This is a genomic window from Pseudonocardia lacus, from assembly GCF_018531445.1.
In the GTDB taxonomy this organism is placed as follows: Bacteria; Actinomycetota; Actinomycetes; order Mycobacteriales; family Pseudonocardiaceae; genus Pseudonocardia; species Pseudonocardia lacus.
In genome coordinates this window covers 25,146-46,975 of sequence record NZ_JAHDTH010000037.1, presented here as the reverse complement: position 1 = coordinate 46,975, position 21,830 = coordinate 25,146, and the positions used below count along the sequence as shown (strand labels likewise).

17 protein-coding genes are annotated in these 21,830 nt (G+C 75.8%); 9 read left to right on the top strand and 8 right to left on the bottom strand.

The features are described 5' to 3' along the window. The coding region (locus KIK08_RS11070) for a hypothetical protein (RefSeq protein ID WP_408004662.1) at window positions 1-272 on the top strand (272 nt) is incomplete at its 5' end. Between the two features lie 136 nt (window positions 273-408). After that, the gene (locus KIK08_RS11065) at window positions 409-2,892 is read left to right on the top strand and encodes a beta-glucosidase family protein (RefSeq protein WP_308257572.1); all 2,484 of its coding nucleotides are present in this window, start codon (window positions 409-411) and stop codon (window positions 2,890-2,892) included. 314 nt (window positions 2,893-3,206) lie between these two features. Here KIK08_RS11065 and KIK08_RS11060 read toward each other — a convergent pair whose 3' ends face one another. From KIK08_RS11060 to KIK08_RS11045, 4 genes are all read right to left on the bottom strand, one after another. Next, window positions 3,207-5,987, bottom strand: coding sequence for an AfsR/SARP family transcriptional regulator (locus KIK08_RS11060; RefSeq protein ID WP_214402964.1), 2,781 nt, complete (start codon window positions 5,985-5,987; stop codon window positions 3,207-3,209). Window positions 5,988-6,055: 68 nt separating this feature from the next. Further along, complete coding sequence (locus KIK08_RS11055) at window positions 6,056-6,706, bottom strand: TetR/AcrR family transcriptional regulator (protein ID WP_214402963.1); 651 nt, start codon at window positions 6,704-6,706, stop codon at window positions 6,056-6,058. A 231-nt stretch (window positions 6,707-6,937) separates the two neighbouring features. Continuing rightward, window positions 6,938-7,138: an RGCVC family protein gene (locus tag KIK08_RS11050; RefSeq protein ID WP_250556751.1), complete on the bottom strand. Its 201-nt coding sequence runs from the start codon at window positions 7,136-7,138 to the stop codon at window positions 6,938-6,940. 68 nt (window positions 7,139-7,206) lie between these two features. Next, window positions 7,207-8,259 carry a fatty acid desaturase family protein gene (locus tag KIK08_RS11045; RefSeq protein WP_250556750.1) on the bottom strand — a complete coding sequence of 351 codons (1,053 nt, stop codon included), beginning with the start codon at window positions 8,257-8,259 and terminating at the stop codon, window positions 7,207-7,209. A 282-nt stretch (window positions 8,260-8,541) separates the two neighbouring features. Here KIK08_RS11045 and KIK08_RS11040 point away from each other — a divergent pair, with 282 nt between their 5' ends. Genes KIK08_RS11040 through KIK08_RS11030 form a run of 3 tightly spaced genes read left to right on the top strand, consistent with a single transcriptional unit; the run spans window position 8,542 to window position 10,837 of the window. Continuing rightward, window positions 8,542-9,258, top strand: coding sequence for a GAF and ANTAR domain-containing protein (locus tag KIK08_RS11040; RefSeq protein WP_214402962.1), 717 nt, complete (start codon window positions 8,542-8,544; stop codon window positions 9,256-9,258). Window positions 9,259-9,293: 35 nt separating this feature from the next. Beyond that, window positions 9,294-10,076 carry a GAF and ANTAR domain-containing protein gene (locus tag KIK08_RS11035; RefSeq protein WP_214402961.1) on the top strand — a complete coding sequence of 261 codons (783 nt, stop codon included), beginning with the start codon at window positions 9,294-9,296 and terminating at the stop codon, window positions 10,074-10,076. Beyond that, window positions 10,073-10,837: a GAF and ANTAR domain-containing protein gene (locus KIK08_RS11030; protein WP_214402960.1), complete on the top strand. Its 765-nt coding sequence runs from the start codon at window positions 10,073-10,075 to the stop codon at window positions 10,835-10,837. Before KIK08_RS11035 ends, KIK08_RS11030 begins: the two co-directional genes overlap by 4 nt. A gap of 118 nt (window positions 10,838-10,955) precedes the next feature. Here the strand turns inward: KIK08_RS11030 and KIK08_RS41645 are convergent, their stop codons facing one another. After that, on the bottom strand, window positions 10,956-11,702 hold the full coding sequence (locus KIK08_RS41645; RefSeq protein WP_214402959.1) for a phosphatase PAP2 family protein: 747 nt from the start codon (window positions 11,700-11,702) through the stop codon (window positions 10,956-10,958). A gap of 117 nt (window positions 11,703-11,819) precedes the next feature. Here KIK08_RS41645 and KIK08_RS11020 point away from each other — a divergent pair, with 117 nt between their 5' ends. Beyond that, entirely contained in the window at window positions 11,820-12,206 is a 387-nt protein-coding gene (locus tag KIK08_RS11020) for a DUF6394 family protein (RefSeq protein ID WP_214402958.1), read from the top strand. 2 nt (window positions 12,207-12,208) lie between these two features. After that, window positions 12,209-14,011: a potassium channel family protein gene (locus KIK08_RS11015; RefSeq protein WP_214402957.1), complete on the top strand. Its 1,803-nt coding sequence runs from the start codon at window positions 12,209-12,211 to the stop codon at window positions 14,009-14,011. Between the two features lie 18 nt (window positions 14,012-14,029). Here the strand turns inward: KIK08_RS11015 and KIK08_RS11010 are convergent, their stop codons facing one another. Continuing rightward, on the bottom strand, window positions 14,030-15,553 hold the full coding sequence (locus KIK08_RS11010; protein ID WP_214402956.1) for an FAD-dependent oxidoreductase: 1,524 nt from the start codon (window positions 15,551-15,553) through the stop codon (window positions 14,030-14,032). A 55-nt stretch (window positions 15,554-15,608) separates the two neighbouring features. Here KIK08_RS11010 and KIK08_RS11005 point away from each other — a divergent pair, with 55 nt between their 5' ends. Together KIK08_RS11005 and KIK08_RS11000 are read left to right on the top strand one after the other, a co-directional pair. Further along, window positions 15,609-16,244, top strand: a complete 636-nt coding sequence (locus KIK08_RS11005) for a TetR/AcrR family transcriptional regulator (protein ID WP_214402955.1) — start codon at window positions 15,609-15,611, stop codon at window positions 16,242-16,244. Between the two features lie 83 nt (window positions 16,245-16,327). Continuing rightward, window positions 16,328-17,521 carry a M20 family metallopeptidase gene (locus KIK08_RS11000; RefSeq protein ID WP_250556749.1) on the top strand — a complete coding sequence of 398 codons (1,194 nt, stop codon included), beginning with the start codon at window positions 16,328-16,330 and terminating at the stop codon, window positions 17,519-17,521. Between the two features lie 7 nt (window positions 17,522-17,528). Here the strand turns inward: KIK08_RS11000 and KIK08_RS10995 are convergent, their stop codons facing one another. Both KIK08_RS10995 and KIK08_RS10990 read right to left on the bottom strand, forming a co-directional pair. Next, entirely contained in the window at window positions 17,529-18,041 is a 513-nt protein-coding gene (locus tag KIK08_RS10995; protein ID WP_214402954.1) for a hypothetical protein, read from the bottom strand. 43 nt (window positions 18,042-18,084) lie between these two features. Next, window positions 18,085-21,786, bottom strand: coding sequence for an nSTAND1 domain-containing NTPase (locus KIK08_RS10990; RefSeq protein WP_214402953.1), 3,702 nt, complete (start codon window positions 21,784-21,786; stop codon window positions 18,085-18,087). Window positions 21,787-21,830 lie beyond the last annotated feature (44 nt).

Genomic DNA, 21,830 nt, shown 5'->3' with positions numbered 1-21,830 from the left:
CCCTCGGCGGCGGAACCGCGGGCCTGGTCAACGCGCTCGACCCGGAGGTCGTCACGCTCGGCGGGCTGGCCGGACCGATCCGCCGGCACGCACCGGCCGCGTTCGACGGGGCCTTCACCGACGGCCTGATGACCTTCCGGTGGTCCGCGCCGCCGGCCGTGCGCGACGCGGTGCACGGCGAGGACGGCGCCCTGCGCGGCGCCGCGGCCGTCGGTCTGGACGAGGTGGTCAGCGAGCGCGGCCTCGCCGCGTGGGCGGCCGACCGGGTCTGACCCGCCGCTGCTCGCAACCGCCTCAGGTGGAGTCGATGCGTGAGCGGGACCACTTGCTGACAGGTAAGTAAGTGTGATGGGGTCCGCCACCCGGCCCCTGGCCGATCGCCGCGGCCGCCGTCGTCGGAGGAGTGACGTGACCGATCCCGAGCAGCTCCCGACCGAGCGGCTGGTCAGGCTGCTGACCGGCGCCGACTTCTGGGCCCTGCACCCCGAACCGGCGCTCGGGCTGCGCCGGGTCGTCACCTCCGACGGCCCGGCCGGGGTGCGCGGCGAGCTGTGGGACGAGCGCGACCCCTCGGTCGCCATCCCCTCGCCGACCGCGCTCGCCGCCTCGTGGGACCCCGCGATGGTGCGCGGCATCGGCGGGCTGCTGGCCGAGGAGGCCCGCCGCAAGGGCGTCGACGTGCTGCTGGGGCCGACCGTCAACATCCAGCGCACGCCGCTGGGCGGGCGGCACTTCGAGTGCTTCAGCGAGGACCCGCTGCTGACCTCCCGGCTCGCCGTCGCCTACATCGCCGGCGTCCAGGAGCGCGGGGTCGCCGCGACCGTCAAGCACGTGGTCGGCAACGACTTCGAGCGGCAGCGGTTCACCGTCGACGTCGAGCTCGACGAGCGCACCCTGCGCGAGGTGTACCTGCGCCCGTTCGAGGCCGCGGTCACCGAGGCCGGGGTGTGGGCGGCGATGGCCGCCTACAACTCCGTGCGCGGCACCACGATGACCGAGAGCCCGCTGCTGGAGCTGCTGCGCGGGTGGGGCTTCGACGGCGTGATCATGAGCGACTGGTTCGCCGCGCGCGGGCTGGCCGCGGCCACCGGCGAGCTCGACCTGGTCATGCCGGGTCCGCCGACCCCGTGGGGCCCGGCGCTGGTCGACGCGGTCGCCGACGGCCGCGTCCCGCGCGAGGTCGTGGTGGCCAAGGTGCGCAGGCTGCTGCGGCTGGCCGAGCGGGTGGGCGCCGCCGGCCCGGACGCCACCCCGGGCGTCGAGCCCGGCCACTTCTCCCCGCCGCTGTCGCCCGAGCGAACCGCGGCGGTCGCCACCCAGCTCCGCTCCGCGACCGCCGCCGGGTTCGTGCTGCTGGGCAACCGGCCGGTGGACGGCGCGCCGGTGCTGCCGCTGGCCGCGTCGACCCGGAGGGTGGCGCTGATCGGCGACCACGCCACGCACCCGCGGGTGCTCGGCGGCGGCAGCGCGTTCGTGTTCCCGACGGGCGTGGTGGCACCGGCCGACGGGCTGCGCGCCGCGCTCGGCGCGGGCACGCGGCTCGACGTCGTGCCCGGCGTCGCCACGACCACCCGCATCGGCGCACCGGGGCCCGCCGACCTGCGGGTCCCCGGCACCGACCGGCCCGGCGCGCTGGTCCGGTTCCTCGGCGACGGCGACCGCGAGCTGGGCGCCGTGGAACGCACGTCGAGCACCTACAACTGGAACAACGCCTACGGCGACGGCGTCGACCCGGCGCGGCTGCGGGCGATCGAGGTGCACGCGGTCTACCGGGCCGCGACCGCCGGCCGGCACGTGCTCGGCTGCTCGGGCACCGGCCGCTACCGGCTGCTGCTCGACGGCGTGGCGGTGCTCGACGAGCGGCTCGCGCTGCCGGTGGACGCCGACGGCGTCGAGGGCCTCACCCGGCCGCCGCAGGCCGGGCACGCGGTCGAACTGGCCGCCGGCGCTGAGGTCGACGTGGTGGTCCGCCACGACGTGGACCCCGAGCGCCCCACCGACGGCATGCTCATCATCGCGCTGCAGGTCAACGCCTCACCGCCGCGCCCGGACACGGAGGCTGCGCTGCGGGCGGCCGAGGACGCCGCGCGCGCCGCCGACGTGGCGGTCGTGGTCGTGGGCACGACCGAGGAGTCCGAGGGCGAGGGCTTCGACCGCGACGACCTGCACCTGCCCGGGGCCCAGGACGAGCTGGTCCGCCGGGTCGCCGCGGCCAACCCGCGCACCGTCGTGGTCGTCAACGCGGGCGCGCCCGTGCTGCTGCCCTGGCGCGACGAGGTGGCCGCCGTGCTGGTGTCGTGGCTGCCCGGGCAGGAGTTCGGCGCCGCGCTGGCCGACGTGCTGCTCGGCGCGGTCGAGCCGGGCGGGCGGCTGCCGATGACCTGGCCCGGTGACGCCACCGACCCGGTGCCGACGACCACCGCCGTGGACGGCGTCGTGCACTACGCCGAGGGTCTGCACGTCGGGCACCGGCGCTACCTGCGCGACGGCGCCCGGCCGGCGTACTGGTTCGGCCACGGCCTGGGCTACACGAGCTGGGCCTACGAGGACCTGGCGATCCGCATCGAGCCGGACGGCCCCGTCGTGGACGTCACGGTGCGCAACACCGGGACGCGGCCGGGTCGGGAGGTCGTGCAGGTCTACCTGGCCCGTCCGGGGAGCGCTCTCGAACGGCCGGTGCGCTGGCTGGCCGGGTTCGCCGCGGTGACCGCCGGCCCGGGCGAGCGCGCCACCGCGCGCGTCTGGCTGCCCGAGCGGGTCTTCGCGCACTGGGACGAGGCGGCCGGCGACTGGGCCGTGGAGCCGGGGGAGTTCGAGGTCCGCGTCGGCCGCCACGCCGACGACGCCGCGCTCACCACCACCCTGCGCCCCCACCCGGTCCCCAGCGGCTGACTCCCCCTGGCTCGTCGAGCGCCGTCGAATTGGACGAGAACCGCGTTGGTGCGGCGTGTTGGACGAGAGCCGCGTTCGTGCCGGATTGGACGAGAGCCGCGTTCGTGCCGGATTGGGCGAGAGCCGCGTTCGGGCGGCCGGGTTGGACGAGAGCCGCGCTCGTCCACCGGCGGCGCGGGACGGACGTGTGCGGGCCGGCGGCGTCCGCCCCTCCACGGCTCCGCCGGCCCGCGCGCGCCCGACCGCCCTGCGGCGGTCGGCGACGCGCCGCGGTCCGCGCGGACGTGGCGCGGAGTGTGCCCGGTGCCGCTGAATCAGTGCTGAATCGCCTGTTCGGCGGGGGTGCCGATCGAGCCGGCGGCCAGCGCGGCCACCGCGTCGGCCTCCGCGGGGTCGATGTCGGCCAGGATCGGGTGCGCGCGGCGCCAGGCCGCGCGGGCGGCGGGCTCGTCGCCCAGGGCGCGGTGCGCGTGGCCGAGCCCGACCAGGCTCGCCGCCCGGGAGTAGGTGTCGCCCGCCTCCCGCGACCGCTCCGCGCCCGTGCGGTAGAGCCGCGCGGCCTCGGCCGGGTCGCCCTGGCGCAGCGCCACCTCGGCCAGGTTGTGCAGCGCCATCCCCAGCGCGCGCAGCTCGCCCAGCTCGGCGAGCAGGTCGCGGCTCTCGGCGAACATCCGCCGGGCCGCGTCCAGGTCGCCGTCCTGCAGGTGGATGTCGCCGAGGTTGTTCAGCGTGACGGCGACGTCGTAGCGGTGGCCGGTGCGGCGGGCCACGCCCAGCTTCTCGCCGTGGACGGCGACGGCCTCGGCGATCAGCCCCGCGTCCTGCAGCGCGTTGGCGAGGTTGTTGAGCACCGACATCTCCAGCGGCACGTCCCCGCAGGCGCGGGAGATGTCGAGCGCGCGCTCCAGGCAGTCGCGGGCCTCCGGGACGCGCCCGCGCTCGCGGTAGGCGCAGCCGAGCCGGTTGAGGGAGGTCGCCTCGCCCTGCGCGTCGCCGACCCGACGGGCGGCGCGCACGCCGTGCTCGCAGATCCGCGTCCACTCCGCCCACCGCTTCGTGAGGTCGAGGTAGCGGAAGGCCGCGTCGCTCAGGCCCCAGGCGACCGGGGCGACCTCGGGGTCGGGGAGGTCGGCCGCCAGGCCGGCCGCGGCGACCAGGTTGGCCAGCTCGGCCTCGAACCAGGCCAGCGCCGCGGCCCGGTCCTCAGCGCGGCGGTCGGGCTCGCCGGGGGGTGGCGCGGGGCGCGCGGCCAGGGCGGAGTCGGCGGTGACCGCGGCGTCGAGCAGGTGGCGCAGCACCCGCCGCAGCGCTGCCTCCTGGCGGGGCCCCTCGCCGTCGGCGCCCTCGGCGAGCTCCCGGCCGAACAGCCGCAGCAGGTCGTGGAAGCGGTGCCGGCCCGGCTCGACCTCGTCCAGCAGCCGCGCGGTGACCAGCCGGTTGAGCACGGCCTCGGCCTCCGTCGCGGAACCGCCCAGCAGGGCGGTGGCGACGTCGACCGGCACCGTCGGCCCGGCCCACCGCGACAGCAGCCGGAACGCGCGCTGCTCGGCGGGCGACAGCAGTCGGTAGCTCACCGCGAAGCTGGAGCGGACGTCGTGGTCGCCCAGGCGCAGCTCGCCGAGCCGGCGGGTCTCGTCGGACAGCAGTTCGGCGAGGCGGGCGGTGAACGCCGGGGGCCGGTTGGCCATCCGCCCGCCCGCGATGTGCAGCGCGAGCGGCAGCCGTCCGCAGGCCCGGGCGACGGCGACGACCGCCGTGTCGTCGGGCGCCTCGCGCACCCGGCCCACCCGCCGCAGCAGCTCGCCCGCCTCCTCCAGCGGCAGCAGGCCCAGGCCGACCGCGACCGCCTCGGCCAGCCCCAGCTTGGCCCGGCTGGTCACCAGCGCCGCGCAGCCCGCGCCCACCGGCAGCAGCGGCCGCACCCGCTCGGCGTCGACGGCGTCGTCGAGCACCACCAGGACGCGGCGCCCGGCCAGCTCGGTGCGGTAGCGCGCGGCCGCCGACTCGGCGTCGGCGGGCACCTCCGCGGCGGGCACCCCCAGCGCAGTGAGGAAGCGGCCCAGCACGGCCTCGGTGCCGGGGGCGCGGTCGGGATCGCCGCCGCCGAGCGCGGCGAACAGGACGCCGTCGGGGAAGGACGGGGCGAGCAGGTCGGCCACCCGGATCGCCAGCGCGGTCTTGCCGACGCCCCCGGGGCCGTCCACGGCCGCGATCGGCGCGACGCCGCCGGACCCGCCGGGCGCCAGCAGCTCCACCAGCTCGGCGACCTCCGCGGCGCGGCCGACGAAGACCGCCGGGCCGTGCGGGGTCTGTCGCGGCGGCGGCGCCCCGGCCCGCTGCGGGGCGGTCGGCTCGCGGTGGGTCTGCTCCAGCATCGCCTGGTGCAGGGCGCGCAGCGCGGGCGACGGCGCGATCCCGTGCTCGGCGACCAGCCGGCGCCTGCCCCGGTCGTAGGCGACCAGCGCGTCGCCGTGGCGCCCGGCGCCGTGCAGCGCGCGCATCAGCATCCCGAGCAGGCCCTCGTCGTCGGGGTGCGCCTCGACCAGCGCCTCCAGCTCGGGCACCAGCGCCGCGTAGCGGCCCAGCCGCAGGTCGGCCTCGATCCGCGAGCGCCGGGCCGCGGCCCGCGCGCCCTCCAGCCGGGCGATCTCCGCCGCGGCGAACGGCAGGTCCTCCAGCCCGGCCAGCACGGGCCCGCGGAACAGCCCGAGCGCGGCGCGCAGCCGCTCGGCCGCCTCGCCGGGGCGCCCGGCGCGCAGGTGCGCGTCGCCCTCGGCGACCAGCTCGGCGAGTTCGGCCGCGTCGACGCGCACGTCGCCGCTCAGCCGGTACTGCGGGCCGGTCCGCTCGACGCCCAGCCCGAGCTTGCGCAGCCGCGACACGTGCCCCTGCACGGCGTTGCCCGCGTGCGTGGGCGGGTCGGCGCCCCACAGCCCGTCGGCGATCGACGGGTGGCCGACGCCGGTCGGGTGGTGCAGGGCCAGCAGCGCCAGTACCGCGGCGCGGTGGCCCAGCGGCAGCGCGACCGGGGCACCGCCCACGAGGAGCTCGGGCGGCCCGAGCACCCGCACGGCGACCGCGGGACCGGCGACCACGACGACGACCTCCCGGGTGACGCGTCGGTGACGGGGCGTTGCGCGACACCGTAGCGCCGCCACGACCGTCAGGGCGTCAGCGGCGGGCACCCCCACGAGCGCAGCAGCGCGTCGACCGTCATCCGCACCACGGCGGGCATGTCGACCGAGCCCGGGTCGAGCAGCCACTGCACCTGCAGCCCGTCCATCACCGCGATCAGCGCGGAGGCGGCCCGGTCGAGCTGCTCGGCCGAGGGGGCGTGGGCCCCGCAGGCGATCCGCAGCGCCTCGGCCAGCTCGGCGCGCAGCCCGTCGAACCGGTCGCGGAACCAGCCCTGGGCGGGGTGCCCCTCGGTGACCGACTCGGCCGACAGCACGGTGTAGGCCTGCACGATCCCGGTGCGCGAGACGTTCTTCTCCACGGTGCTCAGCACGTGCTGCAGGAAGTCGACGCCCTGCGGGCGCTCGGCGTCCTCGAACTCCAGCCGGCCGCCGGCGTCGCGGTCGCGCAGCACCTCGACGAGCAGCTGCTCCTTGCTGCCGAAGTAGTGCAGGATCCCCTGGTGGGTGATGCCGACCCGGTCGGCGATCTCGCCGAGCGAGCCGTTGCGGAACCCCCTGGTGGTGAACACCTCGTGCGCGGCGCGCAGGATCTCGCCGCGGCGCCGCAGGGCTCGGGCGCTGAGCCGGGGGGCCGGCCGTTCGGCGGTGTCCGGCGAGATCCCCGGACCGTCACTCATGCGCTCACTCTGTCATGGTCCCACCGGCCTCGGCTGACAGTCGGTAAGTGATCATCCGGATTCGTCGACAGCCGACCTCGTCGCGTCGCCATCCCCCACCCAGCACGACCGCCCGCGGCTGACGCTCGAGCCGCGGACTCCCGCACGGTCCCGGCGGGACTCCGGCCGGTCCACGATCCGGACGACGCCCGTGGTCCGATCAGGAACGGAGGGTCGACAGGGGTGAGGGGATCAGCGGGGCTGGGCGCCGAAGAGCGCCACCTCGTCGACGCAGACGCACCCGCGGTCCAGCCCCGCGGTGATCGTGGCCGAGCAGAACCGCACCCCGATCGGGTCGTGCGCGCCCCAGTCGTGTGCGCAGGCCGAGCAGGCGAGGTGGGTGTGCGTGGTGGGGGACAAGGCGGTCGACGGCGTCATGTGGGTCCTGCGCATCGGTTCTGCTCCTGACCGGACTTTCGCGGGGAAGGGTGGGTGGCCGGTAGCGGCGGGTGGGCCGGCCCTCAGCGCCGAGCGGTGCGCAACGGCGCGCCGACCTCGTGCAGGTGCCGCAGGACGTCCCGGTAGGAGGCCAGCAGCCCGGACTGCGCGTACGGGATGGCGCGCTCGGCGCAGAACGCCTGCACGAGCGGCTGCGCGCGGCGCAGGCTGGAGCGGGGCATGCTGGGGAACAGGTGGTGCTCGATCTGGTAGTTGAGCCCGCCCAGCGCGAAGTCGACCCACGGCCCGCCGCGGACGTCGCGGGAGGTCAGCACCTGCTTGCGCAGGAAGTCCCAGCCGTCGGACCCGCTGGTGGTGGGCATGCCCTTGTGGTTCGGGGCGAACGACAGGCCCATGTACAGGCCCCACAGCCCCTGGTGGACCGCGATGAACACGACGGCCCGGCCCGGGGAGAGCACGAGGAACACCGCGGCGAGGTAGGCGCCGGTATGCGCGGCCAGCAGCACCGCTTCCAGACCGCGGCGCTTCGTCTCCCCCTTCCACACGGCCAGCGCGCTGCTCCAGTGCAGGTTGAAGCCCTCCAGCAGCAGCAGCGGCACGAACAGGTACGCCTGGTGGGCCGACGTCCAGCGGGCCAGGCCCCGGCGGGACCGGCGCTGGCGCTCGCTGAAGGCCAGGATCGGCAGGTCGAGGTCGGGGTCGTCGTCCTCGTGGTTGGGGTTGGCGTGGTGGCGGTTGTGCTTGCCGACCCACCAGCCGTAGCTGATCCCGATCAGGCTCCCGTGCAGCAGGCCGACGGCGTCGTTCGCCCGGCGCCCACGGAAGATCTGCTTGTGCCCGGCGTCGTGGCCGATGAACGCCACGTGCGTGCCGGCCACGGCCAGCAACGCCGCCGTTCCGACCTGCCACCAACTGTCGCCGAGGTAGCCGAAGAGCGCCCACGCGGCGGCGAAGGCGACCAGTGTGAGGGCCACGCGCAGCGCGTAGTCGCCCAGGCGCCGGTCGAGCAACCCGGCCTGCTTGATCGTCCGGGAGAGGTCGGCGAAGTCGGTGCTCGCGGCCACGGGCTCCGCGGCCGACTTCTCGCACGCCGTGACGGGGGACGTCTGGACCAATCGGGATCTCCTCGTTGCACCTCATGGCGCACCGGGGTCTCGAGCGGAGCCATATCGCGGGAATCGCGGTACCCGCCACAGTAGCGGATCGGTGCTGGTCCCGCTGGCGCTCGGACCTCCCGCGAGGCCGGTCGCACCCCGCCTGGCTGTGCGTAGTATCGCCGTCACCGGGTGCCGATCCGATCGTCGCCGAGAGCGGTTGATGAGACGGGTTCCCCGATCATGACGACGCGCGACCCGAACGGCCCATCACCCCCCGACCCGCCGACCGGACGGCCGGTCATGGGTGAGCTGGGGCCGGTCACCACAGAGCTGCTCGGCGTCGTCCGCGACGGTACCGACGACAAGGCCCTGGCCGCCCGGATCTGCCAGGCCTGCGTGCGCGGGCTCGGCGTCGACGGGGCGGCGCTGTCGCTGCTCACGGCCACCGAGGCGCGGCAGACGCTGTGGGCCACCGACCCGGTCGCCGAGCGGTTGGAGGAGCTGCAGTTCACGCTCAACGAGGGCGCCTGCATGGAGGCCGCGCGGACCGGGGCGCCGGTACTGGTCCCCGACCTGCACCACTGCACGCGGACCACGCGCTGGCCCCTCTTCGCCGCGGCGGTCGGTGAGCAGACCGCGGTCGCGGCGCTGTTCGCGCTGCCGCTGCAGTGGGGTGCGATCAACCTCGGGGTGCTGGACCTCTACCGGGCCGTCCCCGGAGCCCTGAGCGAGGCCGAGCGCCTCGACGCGCTGGCCGCGGCCGACACCGCGGCGCTGATGCTGCTCGACCAGCGCACCGACCCGGACAACCGGTTCGGCGGGTGGCTCGACCACGCGCTGGGGAGCCGGGCGGAGATCCACCAGGCCACCGGGATGGTCCTGGTGCAGCTGGCGGTGAGCGCGGAGGACGCGCTGGCCAGGATGCGCGCTCACGCGTTCGTCCACCAGCGGCTGCTCATCGAGGTCGCCCGCGACGTCGTCGCCCGACGACTCGTGTTCACCGAGGACATGATGTGACGCGGCGGGGCACCGCCGACGAAGGAGGCACTGTCATGCGCGGATCGGAGCGGGAGCAGCAGCTGAGCCGGGCCTTCGTGGCGCTCGCCGACACCCTCGTCGCCGACTACGACGTCATCGCCCTGCTCGACCAGCTCGTCGACCACTGCACGACGCTGCTGGACGTGGACGCGGCCGGGCTGCTGCTCGGCGACTCCCGCCGCGAGCTGCGGGTCGTCGCGGCCACCAGCGAGGACGCCGAGCTGATGGAGCTGCTGCAGCTGCAGGCCGACGAGGGCCCGTGCCTGGAGTGCTACCGCACCGCGGCCCCGGTGAGCGTGGCCGACCTGGCCGACACCGCGACCCGATGGCCGACGTTCTCCGCGGCCGTCGCAGACATCGGGGCGTTCCGCTCGGTGCACGCGCTGCCGCTGCGGCTGCGTGGGGAGGCCATCGGCGCGCTGAACCTGTTCCGCGGCGCACCCGGGCCGCTGCCGGCTCCCGACCTGGCCCTGGGGCAGGCGCTGGCCGATGTGGCGACCATCGGCATCCTGCAGGAGCAGGCCATCCGCCGTGGCGAGGTGCTCGCCGAGCAGCTGCAGGTGGCCCTGAACAGCCGGGTGGCCATCGAACAGGCCAAGGGGGTCGTCGCGCAGCTGCTCGACCTGGGGATGGACGCCGCGTTCGACGTCCTGCGCCGCTACGCCCGGGAGCGGAACCTGCGGCTGGCCGACGTGGCGCGGGCGGTGGTGGCCCGCGAGGTCGACCGGAAGGCGCTGCTCGCCGCTCGCCGCGGTCCGGATCCGGCACCGTCCGAGCACGGGCGGCGGGGTCGGTGAACGACCAGGAGTCGCTGGCCGAGGCGTTCGCCCAGCTCGCCGACGTGGACGACGTCTCGTTCGTCACCGGCGAGTTCTTCCAGCGGCTGTGCGGCCACTACGTGCGGCTGGGCGGGGTGGACGGGGCGGGGCTGCTGCTGGCCGACACGACCGGCCGGCTGGAGGCGCCGGCCGCCGCCGGCGACCGGGTCCGGGAGCTGGGGGAGCTCCAGCTCAGCGCGGAGGAGGGTCCGGGTGTCGACTGCCACCGGTCGGGGCAGGTCGTCGAGGTCGACGACGTGGCCGACGTCGGCGACGTCGTCGGGGTGAGGGGGCGCTGGCCGCGGTTCGCGCCCGCCTGCCGGCTGGCCGGCTTCGGCGCGGTGCACGCGATCCCGATGCACCGCAGGGATCGGGTCATCGGGGCGGTGACCCTGTTCACCACCGCCGCCGGCCGGCTCGATCCGTCGACCGCGCGCATCCTGCGCTCGCTGACCGACCTCGCCACCATCGTCCTGCTGCACCAGCGCGCCCTGCACCACCAGTTCCTGGTCATCGAGCAGCTGCAGACCGCGCTGACCAGCCGGGCGGTCATCGAGCAGGCCAAGGGGATCCTGGCCGAACGCACCGGACTGGACCCCGGCGGTGCCTTCGACGTCATGCGCGGCCTCGCCCGCGCCCGCAACCTCGGCCTGACCGCGCTCGCCCGGGACATCGTCGCCGGCAACGCCGGGCCGCCGTGGCGCGGTCCTCAACCCGGCGGGACGCCGCCGGTGTCCTGACGCGCCCCGGGTGGGCGGACCTCCGAGCACCTCTACGGTCGGCAGGGCACCGCCGGGATCCGGAGCGGGTGATCGGCGTCCGACCCGGCCACGGGCTGAGGCCGGACGGGCGACTTCGCTACTCCTTCGGGTGATCGCGGGCAATCGCGCGCTGACCACGCGCAGCCGGCGCGACGGTGAGCGTGGTGGCGTAGAGCCAGGGGAGGGCGAGCAGCAGACCGCCCAGCACGTCGGACGGGTTGTGCGCGCCCCGGTAGAGGCGACCGAACGCCACGGCCAGCACCACGAGCACCGCCAGCGCGACGACCAGCCAGCGCCACCACGCCCGGGTCACCAGCAGCACGATCGCGGCCAGCCCGCCGTACAGGCAGACCGCCGCCGCGGTGTGCCCGGACGGGAAGCTGGACGTCGGCGGGAGCGCGGCGTCGAGGTGCTGCACGTCGGGGCGGGGACGTCCGACGACGGTCGCCGAGCTCAGGAACAGCGCCAGCTCGCCGAGCAGCGCGACCGCCATCAGCGCGAACGGCCACCAGTGCCGCAGCAGCAGTGCCGCGACGACCGCCACCACCAGCCCCGCGACCAGCACGGTCGTCGTCGAGGCGAGGTCGCTGAGCACCGCGGAGACGGCGTCGACGCCGGGGGTGCGCCGCTCGCCCAGCCAGCGCAGCATCCCGAGGTCGGCTTGGTCGACCGTGGCGCCGAACGGGGTGGCGGTGATCAGGAAGCCGAGGCCGAGGAGCAGGACGAACAGCCCCGTGCCGAACGCCATCTGCAGGCCGGCGCGCTTTGCGACGGGGGCGAGCTCGCCGCGCCGCGCCGGCGCGGGCCGGCGCGGGGGAGCGGTCTCGTCGGTGTGCTGGGTCACGCGGCCGAGTGCCCGTTCCGCCGGTCGGCTACGCGCGGTGAACGGGCTGTCGATCAGCGGCGCGCCGGCCTGCGTGAGATCCTTCGCCTCTCACTGCAGCGGGTCGCGGGGGCGCGGATGAACCTGGAGAAGGTGGTCTTCGGCTTCTTCGTGCTGCTGGCCGCCACCTTGAACTTCGGCTTCTTCATCGGCGACATCGGCGACCCCGACCTGCACAACCCCTACGAGCTGTTCGCCGCGCTCGTGGTCAGCCTGGTCGCGACGGTGCTGAAGTTCGGCGACCGCACGCAGATCGGCGCGGTGCACCTGGCCACCAGCCTGGTCGCCGACCTGCAGCTGGGCGCGGCTGCGCTCGCCTGGACCTACGCCGCGCACATCTCGGTCGAGGGGATGACGCCCGCGGCGACGGCCAGCGTGGTCTCGCTGTCGGGGGGCGCGCTGCTGGCCAACGCCGTCTCGGTCGTCCTGCTCGTCGTCGAGACCGTGACCTACCACCGCCGGTAGCCGTGGCCAACCCGCTGCTCGACTTCTGGTTGCGGCTGCTCGGGCAGGAGACCGAGGACGAGCGCCGCCCCTCCCGGCTGAGCAGGCGGCTGCGCAGGCGCATCCCGCGCGCGTCCGAGGTCCAGGCCGAGGCGACGATCTTCCTGGTGCTGCGCCGGATGCGCGCGCCGCTGATCGTGCTGATCCTGATCTTCGCGGTGAGCGTGTTCGGGCTGACGCTGGTGCCGGGGCAGGACCCGGCGACCGGCCAGCCCACCCGGATGACGTTCTTCGACGCCTTCTACTTCATGAGCTACACGGCCTCGACCATCGGGTTCGGCGAACTGCCCCACCCGTTCACCGCCGCGCAGCGGCTCTGGGTCACCGTCTCGATCTACCTGACGGTGATCGGCTGGGCCTACGCCATCGGCTCGCTGCTGTCCCTGCTGCAGGACCGCGCGTTCCGCCAGGCGCTGGCCCTGCAGCACTTCACCCGCAAGGTCAAGCGGCTGCGCGAGCCGTTCCTGCTCGTCGTCGGGCACGGGCGCACCGGGGAGCTGCTCAGCCGGGCGTTCGACGAGCTGGGCAAGCGCGTCGTGGTGATCGACATCGATCCGGAGCGGATCGAGTCGCTGGAGCTGGGCAGCTACCACGCCGACGTGCCCGGGCTGGTCGCCGACGCCCGCGACCCCGCCCACCTCGGCGTCGCCGGGCTCGCCAACCCCGGCTGCCACGCCGTGCTGGCGATCACCAACGACGACGAGGCCAACCTGACCGTCACCATGACCGCCGCGCTGCTGCGCCCCGACCTGCAGGTCATCGCCCGCACCACGTCGGCGTCCATCGCCGAGCGCATGCGGGCCTTCGGCACCCCCACCGTCGTCGACCCGTTCGACCGCTTCGGCGAGCACCTCGGGCTGGGCATCCGCGCCCCCGCGTCTTACCAGCTGATCACCTGGCTGGAGAGCGGGCCGGGCGCGACGCTCCCGACCCGGGGGCACCCGCCGCCCGACGGGCGCTGGGTGGTCTGCGGGTACGGCCGGTTCGGCCGCGAGCTGGTCGCCGACCTGCAGCGCGAGGGCATCGAGGTCACCGTCGTCGAGACGCGCTCCGAGGACACGCCCGGCGGCGTCCTCGGCGACGGCGCCGACCCCGACGTGCTGGAACGGGCCGGCGTCGCCGACGCCGCGGGGTTCGTCGCCGGGGTCGACAACGACGCCAGCAACCTGTCCATGATCGCCGCGGCGCGCCGGCTGAACCCGGACGTGTTCGTGGCCGCCCGGCAGAACCGCCCGGCCAGCTCCCCGCTGTTCGCCGCGATGGAGACCGACGCGCTGCTGGTGCCACCGGAGCTGGTGGCGCACGAGGTGTACGCCCAGCTCAGCACGCCGCTGCTGTGGCGGTTCGTGCAGGAGGTGCCCACTCGCGGCGACGACTGGGCGGCCGGGGTGGTCGACCGGCTGACCGAGCTGTGCGGCAAGCGGCTGGCCCCGCTGTGGAAGGTCCGCCTCGACCGGAGCGAGGCGCCTGCGCTGCAGGACTGGCTGCGCTCCGGGGAGGCCCCCATCGGCGCGGTCCTGCGCGACCCCGACGAGCGCGAGCGGCGGCTGGACGCGGTGGTGCTGCTGGTGCTGCGGGGCGACCGGTGCGAGCTGACCCCCGACGACGACTTCGTCCTGGAACCGGACGACGAGCTGCTCCTGGTCGGGCCGCCCGCCGCCCGCCGGGGCCTGGACAGCACGATGCTGGTCGAGGGCTCGGCCTCCTACGTCCGGACCGGGAAGCGGGTGGCCACCGGCTGGCTGTGGCGCAAGTTCCAGCCCTGACCCCCTCGCGGGCTCCGGTCAGGCGACGGGGGCCGGAGCCGGGGCGCCGAACCAGCGGCGCAGGGCGGCGTCGGGCGTCGGGTCGGCGCCGGTGTCGGCCCAGGCCACGTAGCCGTCGGGGCGGACGAGCACGCGGCGGGCGTCCAGCCCGGTGCCGACGGGGGAGTCCAGCACCCGGGCGCCCACCCGGTCGACGCCCGCCACGAGTTCCCGCACGCCGGGCTCGCCGTCGAGCTCCAGCAGCAGCCCGTGCCCGGAGTGCTGGAGGGCGGCCACCGTGGTCGGGCCGTCGCCGGCGTCGAGGGACAGGTCGGGCAGCCGGGCGCCGACGAGCGGGTGGTCGTCACCGAGGTCGTAGCGCAGCGACAGCCCGGACATCAGGCCGGCGATGTGGCGGTTGGCCTCGGGCAGGCGCAGCAGGTCGGTGACGATGCCGCGCAGCGCCCACGCGTCGTCGGCCTCGGGGGCGGGGTTCATCAGCAGGCTCTGGGCGCGCGCGGTGGCGATCACCCGGGCGCCGACGGGGTGGCGCTCGTCGTGGTAGGTGTCGAGGACGTCGGCGCGGCCGCGCAGGTGGGCGGCCAGCTTCCAGCCCAGGTTCATCGCGTCCTGCACGCCGAGGTTGAGGCCCTGGCCGCCGACGGGGGCGTGGATGTGCGCGGCGTCGCCGGCGAACAGCAGCGGGCCGGCGCGGTAGTGCTCGACCTGGCGGGCGGCGTCGCTGAACCGGGTGCCCCAGCGCAGCCGGGCCAGCGTCGTCTCCGGGCCGTGCACGGCGGCGAGCGCGACCGCGACCTCGTCGGCGGTCACCGGGTCGTCGCGCTCGGGCGCCGGGCCGGCGTGGCCGACGACGATCCGGTACGGCGTGGCGGGGTCGGCGCCGTCGCCCAGCGGGTGCGACATCATCCAGTAGCCGCCGCCGTGGTGGGTGTGCTCGCTGATGTGGCGCACGGTGCGCGGCACGGTCGGGCCGCGCCCGGCCAGCTCGACGTCGGCGCTGACCGCCGCCATCGTGCCGGCGCGGCCGGGGAACGGGGTGCCGGTCAGCGTGCGGACGGTGCTGTGCCCGCCGTCGCAGGCCACCAGGGACCGGGCCACCAGCGTGGCGCGGCCGTCGGGGCCCTCGACGGTGGCCTCCACCCGGTCGTCCCCGACCGACACGTCGACGAGCGCCGTGCCGCGCCGCACCGCGACGCCCAGCTCGTGCAGCCGCTGCTCCAGGACGGCCTCGATGCGGTCCTGCGGGATCATCAGCCCGGCCGGCCAGCGGGTGCGCCACGCGGTGGCGTCCAGCGGCACCGGGAGCCCGGCGAAGTGCCCGCCGACGTTCTCCCCGGGCACCGCTCGCGCGCTCACCGCGTCGAGCAGCCCGCGCATGTGCAGCATCTCGCAGGTCCGCGGGTGGACCCCGCCGCCGCGGGACTGCCCGCTCGGCTGCGCGCGCCGCTCCACCACCTCGACCGCCACTCCGCGCAGCGCGAGCTCCACGGCGGCGACCAGCCCGGTCGGTCCCGCTCCCACCACGACCACACCAGAATCCATGACCGAGAGCATAAGTATACCGAGTGCAGAAATCAACCTGGTGTAAGATCGTCGGATGGACGAGCCCGTCGGTCTGCGCGAGCGGAAGAAGGCCCGCACCCGCGCGGCGATCTCCGAGGCCGCCATCCGGCTGTTCCTGCAGCGCGGCTACGACGCGGTGTCCGTGGTCGAGATCGCCGCCGAGGCCGAGGTCTCCAAGCGCACGCTGTTCGCCTACTTCCCGACCAAGGAGGAGCTGGTCCTGCACCGCTTCGCCGACCACGGCGGCGAGCCGGCGCGCGTGGTCCACGGCCGCGGGCCGGGGGAGGCGCCGCTGGCCGCCCTGCGCCGGCAACGGATCGAGCGGCTGCGCGCCCGCGACCCCATCACCGGCCTGTGCGACATCGCCCCGGTCGTGGAGTTCTACCGGCTGATCATGGGCACGCCCTCGCTGTCGGCGGCCCTCGTCGGCTACCTCCGCCGCGACGAGGAGTCGCTGGCCGCCGCCCTGCGCGAGGCCGTGCCGGACGCCGGGCCGCTCGCCGCCCGGCTGGCCGCGGTGCAGATCGTCGGGGTGCTGCAGGCCCTGGCCGACCACAACCAGACCCGCATCGTCGACGGCGCCTCGGCCGACGACATCGCCGACGACGCGCTGGCCGACACCGAGCTGGCCTTCGCCCAACTTGGTTGCGGGATGACCGCCTATGCCTGACCGGAGCGGTTGCGGGGGCGGAACCGCCAGCCCATGCTGACCGGACGGCCGACCTCGATCGGCGGACCCGCGGGGGGTGGGCGATGACCAGGGTTGGACGTGCGGTGCCGGAGCCGTCGGCCGTCGACGGGCTCGACCTGCCCGGTATGCGCGACTGGCTGGAGCGACATCGGGAGTCGATCGTCGCCGACCTCGTGGCCTACGCCTCCGTCGAGACCCCGAGCGACGACCTCGACCTGCTCGCCGCCGGGCTCGCCCACCTGGAGGCCCGGCTGGCCGACCGGCTCGGGCTCCCGGCCGCGCGCACGCACTACGCCTCGACCGAGCACGGCGACGTCCTCGTGCTCGACTACCCGGGCGATGGCCCTGGCGCGGTCACGCTGCTCGCGCACTACGACACCGTCTGGAGCGCCGGCACTCTGATCGGTTGGCCCGTCCGGGTCGACGGCGACACCCTGACCGGCCCCGGCGTCTTCGACATGAAGGCCGGCCTGGTGCAGGCGGTGTGGGGCGTCCGCGCGCTGCGCGCCGCCGGCGCGCCGGCGCCCGCGCTGCGCCTCGTGCTCAACGGCGACGAGGAGATCGGCAGCCCGTTCTCCCGGCCGCTGATCGAGTCCGCCTGCACCGGCACCGACGCCGTGCTGGTCTTCGAGGCCGCCGCCGACGGCGCGGTGAAGACCGCCCGCAAGGGCGTCGGCATGTTCCGGGTCCGCGCCCGCGGCGTCGAGGCGCACGCCGGGCTGGAACCGGAGAAGGGCGCCAGCGCGATCGACGAGATCGCCCGCGCGGTGCGCACCCTGCACGAGGCCACCGACCTCGCCGAGGGCACCACCGTGAACGTCGGCGTGCTGCGCGGCGGCACCCGCTCCAACGTGGTCGCCGGCGAGGCCGAGGCCGAGATCGACGTCCGGGTGCGCACGGTGGCCGGCCAGCGCCGGATCGACGCCGTGCTGGCCGGCCTGTCCGCCCACGACCCGCGCGCCGAGATCACCGTGCTGGGCGAGTGGAACCGCCCGGTGATGGAGCGCTCGCCGGCCATCGCCGCCGTCTACGCGCTGGCCCGCCGGGCCGGCGAGCGGCTGGGCGTGGACGTCCCCGAGGTCGCCGTCGGCGGGGCCAGCGACGGCAACTTCGCCGCCGCACTCGGGCTGCCAGTGCTCGACGGCCTCGGCGCCGTCGGCGCCGGCGCGCACGCCCGGCACGAGCACGTGAGCGTCTCCGGGATGGTCGAGCGGGCGGCGCTGGTCGCGGGGCTGATCGGGGCCTTCGGGGTGTGAGCGGGCGCTAGTACCCCCTGGCCTTCGTGACGACCGCACCGATGCTCTTCTGCGGGGCCGCGGCGCACGCTGCGTCTACTTCGGACAGCACGAACGGGCTGCCGATGATGCCCTGGTGCCCGATCTCGACCGCGATCCGGTTGATGATCGCGGTGCGCGCGGACGCATCCTCGATCTGCTGGTAGTCGCTGCAGGGCGACGGTTGGGTGATGTCGGACGGCGCGGGGCCGCCGGCGCCTTGGACGAGCAGCCTGCCGACGAAGAACAGCACCGCCACCACGGCGACGACGATGCCGATGCCCCCGAAGCTGATGTTGTGGCCCGACTTGTTGCCACCGACCACGTCCCCGCGACCGGTGCTGTTGCCCGACACGTTGTTGCCGGCGATGTTGGTCGAGCCGCTGGCCCCCGGCCCGGTCGAGGCGGAGCGGGTCTGGGGTCCGTCGCCGTCGTGGCGCCGTTGCGACTCCTCGGCGCTGATCCGCGGCAGCTGGTTCGGGTCGTGTTCGGTCGAGCTCACTGGGGCCTCCGTATCGGTGGGGTGCGGGGATCGGTTGTTCCGGTCATGCGCAGGGGCGGTCGTAGGGGAGGTCGGGGACGAACCGCGCCCACAGCTCGGGGTCCATCGGTGCGCCGACCGCGGCGCACAGCGCCCCGGCCGCGTCCTGGGGATCGGTGCGCCAGACGCGCACGGTGCGGTCCGCGCTCCCGGCGAGCAGGCGGCTCCCGTCACGGCTCCAGGCCACCGAGAAGACCGCTTCCGCGGGCCCGGCCAGGACGTCGAGAGCCCGCGGGGCTCCGGGCACGGAGACGTCCCAGACCCACACGGTCCCGTCGGTGACCGCGGCCGCGAGGCGTCCGCCGTCGGGGCTGAACGCGACGGAGTAGACGTAGTTCCCCGGACCCCGCAGGGGCGCGCCGAGGGGTTCGGGCCGCGTCGGGTCGGTGACGTCCCACAACCGCACCGCCTTGTCCGCGCTGCCCACCGCGAGCACGCGGCCATCGGGGCTGAACGCCGGCGAGTAGGCGTAGCTGGTCGGTCCGTCGAGCGCCCGCAGGAGCCGGGGGGCGGCCGGGTCCGCCACGTCCCAGAGGTAGGTCCGGGCGTCGGCGCTGGCCGCGGCGAGCAGTCGGCCGTCGGGGCTGAACGCCGAGGCGAGGACGTAGCTCGTCGCGGCGCGCAAAGGCGGCAGCGGCCGGGGGGTGGCCGGTGAGCCGATGTCCCACAAGTGCACCGCGTTGTCGTCCGAGGAGGCGGCGAGCAGCCGCCCGTCCGGGCTGGTCACCAGGTGCTCGACCAGAGCGGCTGGTCCGGTGAGCGGCTCACCGAGCGGTATCGCCCGGTCGGGGGCGGTGACGTCCCACAACCGGACGCTGCCGTCGGTCCGGCCGACGGCCAGGGTCCGACCGTCGGCCGTCAGCGCCGCTGACCCGGAGACCGCCGCCTCGCCCGCGGGATTGCGCAGCGGAGGGCCCAGCGGGCTCGGTGCGGGACCCGACGCGGTCCACAGCTGCGCGGTGCCGTCGCGCTTGCCGGGACCGATCGCGACGCGCTCGCCGCTGTCGTCGAAGTTGAGGGCGAACACCCCGTCACCGAAGCCGGACAGGACCGGGCCGTGGCTCGGCCACAGGTGCGCCGTGCCGTCGGCCTCGCCCGTCGCCAGCGCTCCCGATTCGAGGAAGACGACCGAGGTGACGGGCGCGGGATGGGGGTGGCGGGCGACCTCCCGGCCCGTCCCGACATCCCACAGCCAGGCCTTGCCGTCGGAGCTGCCGGCGGCGAGGGAACGACCGTCCCTGCTGAACGCGACCGAGTTGACCCAGTTGGCCGGCCCGGTCAGCGGCGGTAGCGCGCGGGGCCGCTGCGGGTCGCTGATGTCCCAGAGGCGCACGAGGTGGTCGTTGCCCCCCGCGGCGACCAGGCGTCGATCCGGGCTGAAGGCGACGCTGTAGAAGGTCGGGGCGGAGCCGTCGCCGGGGAGCTGGACCGGCGCGAAGGTGGCCAGGTCCCAGACCGTGATCCACCCGCCGGTCCCGGCCGCGGCCGCGTGCGCGCCGTCGGGGCTCACCGCGACGGCGTGCACCGGTCCGCTCGACAGCAGCGCGGACCCCTCCACGAGCCCGTTGCCGCGGTCGAGCGCCCAGCTCCGCACGCCGCGGCCCGTTGCGGCCAGGACGGTGGAGGCGTCCGGCGTGACCGCGACGGCGAGCACGGGCTCCCCCGCGGTCTCCGCCGTTCGCGGTGGTCGCGCGCCCGTCAGGTCGAACACGGCCAGGCCCCCTTCGCCGCCGACCGCGAGGCGGGCCGCATCGGCGGTGAGGGCGGCTCCCGACACCGGCCAGCCGACCGGGGGCGTGTTCCCGACCGGGTTCGGGCGCCCCGTGTCGTCGATCCGCCACAGCTGGGCCGCGTGGTCCAGCCCGGTGGTCGAGGCGATCGTCCCGCCCACCGCCGCGAGCGCCTGGGTGACCGCAGGCGGACCGGAGAGCTGCGCGGGGACCGGCACGGCGGTCGCGTTCAGCACGCTGGACCGCGCTTCGGCGGTGGGCGCGATCCGGTGGGCGGCCACCGCGAGCTGCGCCGACAGGGCCGGATCGTCGCCGCGCAGGGCGTCGGCCCGGAAGGCCAGCTGGCGCGACACCGCCACGTCGCGCTCCGCGGCCAGCTGCCCGCCCTGCACGACGGACCAGCCGGCCAGCCCGGCGACGACCAGGAGCAGCGCGACACTCACCGCCAGCAGGCGGCGCAGCCGCCGGTTCCGGCGCCGGTCGTCGGCCGAGCGGAGCACCTCCGCGTGTTCGCTCGCGGCGAGGAAACGGCGCTCGAGCTCGTTCAGGCCGGCCTGCCGGTGGGGGTCGGCGAAGCGCTCGCGGGCCGCGACGAGCCGACCACCGCGCAGCAGCGCGTCGGGGTCCTCGTCGTGGTCGCGCCACTGCCGCGCCGATTCGCCCAGCTGGTGGCGGCCGACCACCTCGGCGCGGTCGGACTCGATCCAGGTGCGCAGCCGCGGCCAGGCGACCAGCAGCGCCTCGTGCGCGATCCGGACCGTGGACTCGTCGGCCACCACCAACCGCCTGCGCACGAACTCGTCGAGCACCTCCGGCCCGACGCCGTCCAGCTCGCTGCGGTCCGCCACCCGCCGGGTCCCGGTGACCGTGGCGCCGACGTGGACCAACCGCAGGAACAGCCGCCGGACCTCGTCCTCCCGGTCCTGCCCGAGCGCGGCGACGGCGTCGTCCGCGGACCGCGCGATGGCGCCGCGGACCCCGCCCGTGGCGCGGTAGGCGGTGATCGTCATCCCGCTGCCGCCCGCGCGGTGCCAGGTCGTGAACAGGGCGTGCGAAAGCAGCGGCAGCGCGCCTGCGCCGCCGGTGGCGTCGATGTCGTGCTGGTCGAGGTCCTCGAGCAGCAGGTCGGCGAAGCCCGGCTCGACGGTCGATCCGACGTGCTCGGCCGGGCCGGTGATGGCCTCGCGCAGCTCGGCTGGCGTCATGGGCGGCACGACCACCTGGGTCCGCTGCAGGGCTGAGGCCAGCTCGGGCAACCGCAGCGCCTGCGGGTAGAAGTCGGCGCGCAGCACGACCACGGTGGGCGCGCCGAGGGCGGCCCGCCCGGCCAGCTCCCGGGCGACCGATCCCGCCGCCTCCGGAGCCGCCCCGGGGGCGAACAGCTCCTCGAACTGGTCGAGGACGACGACCTGCTCCGCGTGGGCCGCGGCGAGCCGGTCGAGGCCGCTGTCGTCCGGGGTGACCACGACCGGGTCGGGCGTCGCGAGCGCGGGCACCACCCCGGCCCGCAGCAGCGACGACTTCCCCGATCCGGACGGGCCGACCACGACCAGCGGCAGTCCGGCGGCCGCGCTCTCGCGCAGCCGCTCGACCACCTCGGCCGTGGCAGCGGCCCGCCCGCGGAACAGTCCGGCGTCGTCCGGCCCGAAGCTCTGCAACCCCCGGTAGGGGCATTCCTCCGCTGGGCGCTGCTTACCGGTGCGGCGCACCCGCAGCAGCGCCTCGGTCCACGCCTCGACGACCCGCGGGTCGTCGACCCCACACGCCTGCAGGACCTGCCGCAGCGCGGGCACCGGCGGCATGTGCCGGCCGCTGAAGTACCCGCCCAACGTGCTGTGCACGATCCCGGTGCGCTTCTGCAGGGCGCGCACCGTCATCCCCGTCCGTTGCCGCACGATCGTCAGCGCCGCGGCGAGCTCGGCGGGCGAGTGGATCCGGGACGGGTCGGTGGCGGCGTCGAGATCGGTCAGGTCCACGCGGTGGTCTCCCTCATCCGGTCGGGTGCCGGGGGAGTCGCTCT

Coding starts and splice junctions, on each gene's coding strand:
- KIK08_RS11050 (WP_250556751.1), bottom strand. CDS start 7,138: ATGCGCAGGACCCACATGACGCCGTCGACCGCCTTGTCCCCCACCACG.
- KIK08_RS11020 (WP_214402958.1), top strand. CDS start 11,820: ATGAACCTGGAGAAGGTGGTCTTCGGCTTCTTCGTGCTGCTGGCCGCC.
- KIK08_RS11055 (WP_214402963.1), bottom strand. CDS start 6,706: ATGAGTGACGGTCCGGGGATCTCGCCGGACACCGCCGAACGGCCGGCC.
- KIK08_RS11040 (WP_214402962.1), top strand. CDS start 8,542: ATGGGTGAGCTGGGGCCGGTCACCACAGAGCTGCTCGGCGTCGTCCGC.
- KIK08_RS11005 (WP_214402955.1), top strand. CDS start 15,609: ATGGACGAGCCCGTCGGTCTGCGCGAGCGGAAGAAGGCCCGCACCCGC.
- KIK08_RS11010 (WP_214402956.1), bottom strand. CDS start 15,553: ATGGATTCTGGTGTGGTCGTGGTGGGAGCGGGACCGACCGGGCTGGTC.
- KIK08_RS11000 (WP_250556749.1), top strand. CDS start 16,328: ATGACCAGGGTTGGACGTGCGGTGCCGGAGCCGTCGGCCGTCGACGGG.
- KIK08_RS11035 (WP_214402961.1), top strand. CDS start 9,294: ATGCGCGGATCGGAGCGGGAGCAGCAGCTGAGCCGGGCCTTCGTGGCG.